3 protein-coding genes are annotated in these 2,574 nt (G+C 70.9%); 1 reads left to right on the top strand and 2 read right to left on the bottom strand.

Annotated elements, in window-relative coordinates; all coding sequences use genetic code 11:
- Positions 1-62: 62 nt before the first annotated feature.
- Together ACFWEG_RS28830 and ACFWEG_RS28825 are read right to left on the bottom strand one after the other, a co-directional pair.
- Positions 63-1,382, bottom strand: coding sequence for a glycoside hydrolase family 26 protein (locus ACFWEG_RS28830; RefSeq protein ID WP_387221012.1), 1,320 nt, complete (start codon positions 1,380-1,382; stop codon positions 63-65).
- A 199-nt stretch (positions 1,383-1,581) separates the two neighbouring features.
- Entirely contained in the window at positions 1,582-1,815 is a 234-nt protein-coding gene (locus tag ACFWEG_RS28825; RefSeq protein ID WP_387221011.1) for a chaplin, read from the bottom strand.
- A gap of 340 nt (positions 1,816-2,155) precedes the next feature.
- Here ACFWEG_RS28825 and ACFWEG_RS28820 point away from each other — a divergent pair, with 340 nt between their 5' ends.
- Positions 2,156-2,500 carry a hypothetical protein gene (locus ACFWEG_RS28820; RefSeq protein ID WP_387221008.1) on the top strand — a complete coding sequence of 115 codons (345 nt, stop codon included), beginning with the start codon at positions 2,156-2,158 and terminating at the stop codon, positions 2,498-2,500.
- The last annotated feature ends 74 nt before the right edge of the window (positions 2,501-2,574 follow it).

Below are 2,574 nucleotides of genomic sequence, written 5' to 3'. Positions count from 1 at the left end.
GGCCCCCTCCCGAGGAGGGGGCCGGCGGTCCGTTGTCTGCGAGCCGAACTACGCGTCGTCGGCTACCACTTGTCCCACCAGTGGAAGCGGACGCACATCTTCCCGCCCATCCACTGCTCCACCCAACTGCCCAGCTCCAGCGGCATGCAGTTCTGCGGCCGCGACGGCTCGGTGGGCTTCGGCGTCGGTGTCGGTGTCGGCGTGGGCTCCGGGGTCGGACTGGGGGCCGGCCCGCCCGGCTCGGTCATCATGTCCCGGAAGACCTTGGACGAGGCGGGGTTGCTGCCGCACTGCCAGACGCCGTGCGGGCAGTAGTCCGTGATCGTCTGGTACATCGGCTTGTGCTCGTCGATCCACTCGAGCATCCGCCGCATGTACTCCGGGTTGTCCCCGTACCGGAAGAGCCCCCACTCCGGGTACGAGATCGGCTTACCGCGCTCCTTCGCGAACTCGACGTGCTTGCGCAGGCCGTACTCCTCGTTCACCTGCTCGTCGAAGGTGCGGCCCGGGGGCTGGTCGTAGGAGTCCATCCCGATGATGTCGACGACGTCGTCGCCCGGGTAGCACTCCGTCCACGGGATGGCGTCGCGCCCGCGGTTCGGCGCGAAGTCGAACTTGAACCGCTGCCCCTCCACCGCGCGCATCTCGGTGACGATCCGCCGCCAGTACGCCTTCCACGACGCGGGGTCGGGCCCGCAGCGCGAGGTGTACGTGATGCCGTTCATCTCCCAGCCGAGCACGATCACGGTGTCGGGGATGCCGAGCCGGACGAGCCGTTCGGCCAGGACGCGGTAGTGCCGGTCGAACTCGCCCGCGGCGCCGGCCTTCAGCAGCCGGGCCACCTCCTGGTTGCCGACCCCGCCCTCGTTGCGCTCCTGCATCGGCACGTTGAGGACGAACAGCCGGTCGTCCTTCTCCTTGCGCCACTGCGCCCACGCGTCGAGGAAGCCCGCCCCGCCCTCGATGTTGGACCACAGGTCGCCGGGCAGATACGTGTGCCCCACCTTCAGTTCGGTGCCGCCGAGCCACTTCTGCAGCTCGCCCATGCGCGCGATCCCCGGCGGGCCGTAGTGGAGATAGGCGCCGACCGCGGTCTCGGGGGCGGCGGGCGCGGGTGCGGGTGCGGGTTCGACGGTCTCGGTCGTCGAGGACGCGCCGTTCTCGTCGGCGGTCGTGGTGGTGGTCACCGTGCGGGAGGGCGACTCGGACGGGGAGGGCTCCGGCGGTGAGGGGGGCGGCACCGCGGGTGCGGCGGGCGTCGCGGAGGTCGTCGGGTCCGGTTCGGGTGCGGGCTCCTGAGGGAGGGCGAACCCGGTGACGAGGAGCGTGGCGACGGCCGCCCCCAGCCAGACGCTCCTCGGTGTGTACTTCCGGTCGGCCATGTGGCTCCTCTGCGCAATTCGACTTCCGGTGAATACCGCAAGAAGTATGCCTATTGGGCCGAATGGAAACACGCGGGCCGCGGATGATGGGCCATCAGAGTCACCTGTCGGGTCAGCTGTCCCCCGATCGGCCGCATCGAGAATCGGGCGGCCCGCACAGCGGACCGCCCGAATGCGTGGTCGACCCGACCGAAAAGCGTCAGTCGTTCACGCAGGCGTTGCCGAACGCCGGGTTCAGCAGCGCGATGACGTTGATGCTGTTGCCGCAGACGTTCACCGGCACGTGGATCGGGACCTGCACGACGTTGCCCGACAGCACGCCCGGGGAGCCGAACGCGTAGCCCTCGGCGCCGGAGTCGGCGACCGCCGGGGCAGCGGCACCCAGGGCCATGACGAGACCGGCGACGGCGACAGCGACCTTCTTGCACTTCATCAGAAACGATCCGATCTGCAGAGGAGCTGATTCACGGATTTCGCGGACGGCTCGCACTGCAACACGACAAACGACAGCCGCGTTCCGAAGTAACCAAGACGCGACGGAAATCCGTCGCTTTCACTCGTATGCCGCTGTGAAGCGGTCGGCCGAGGGGCTAGCGTCGCGACCCATGCATTCCGAGTCCCCGCCTTCCGGGCCGCTGCATCGTGATCCGCCGCATTTCGATCCCGTGCGTTCCGGGTCGCCGCATTCCGGGGCGCTGCGTTCCGGGGCCCGGGACCACGGACCCCGGAACGACGGGCAGCCCCTCTGGCGTCCGCCCGGCCGGATGTGGGAGGTGTGCACCGCCCCGTCCGCCGCACCGGAGTCGCGCCCGGTGGACGTGCTCTGCGTCCTGCACGAGTGCGACATCCGCACGGACATCCCCGGCGCCGACCCCCGCGACTGGGCGGCGGCCCATCTGACGGCCCACGCCCGCCTCGCGGGCGCGCCCCACGCGGCGGCGTTCTGCCGCTGCCGCGCACAGCACTGCCGACTGCACCCGGAACTCCCCGCCTGCCAGGGGCCGGTGACCCTCGCGCTGCTCTCCTCGCCCGACGGCTGGGAGGCGATCGAGGCCTGCTCCACCTGCGTGGCGGCGATCCCGGGGGCCGAGGTCGTCGCCGTCGCGACGGGCGCGTGAGGGGAACCGGAACCGGCGCACGAGGGCGGGCCGCCGCGTGCGAAGGGGGCCGGCGGGACCGCTGAGTGTTCAGC

This window comes from Streptomyces sp. NPDC060194 (genome assembly GCF_042728285.1).
In the GTDB taxonomy this organism is placed as follows: domain Bacteria; phylum Actinomycetota; class Actinomycetes; order Streptomycetales; family Streptomycetaceae; genus Streptomyces.
The sequence above is the reverse complement of the archived record's forward strand: the minus strand, read 5'-3'. Positions and strand labels throughout refer to the sequence as shown.

Bases quoted from the DNA above. Each gene is read 5' to 3' on its own strand.
- ACFWEG_RS28825 (WP_387221011.1), bottom strand. From the start codon at position 1,815: ATGAAGTGCAAGAAGGTCGCTGTCGCCGTCGCCGGTCTCGTCATGGCC.
- ACFWEG_RS28830 (WP_387221012.1), bottom strand. From the start codon at position 1,382: ATGGCCGACCGGAAGTACACACCGAGGAGCGTCTGGCTGGGGGCGGCC.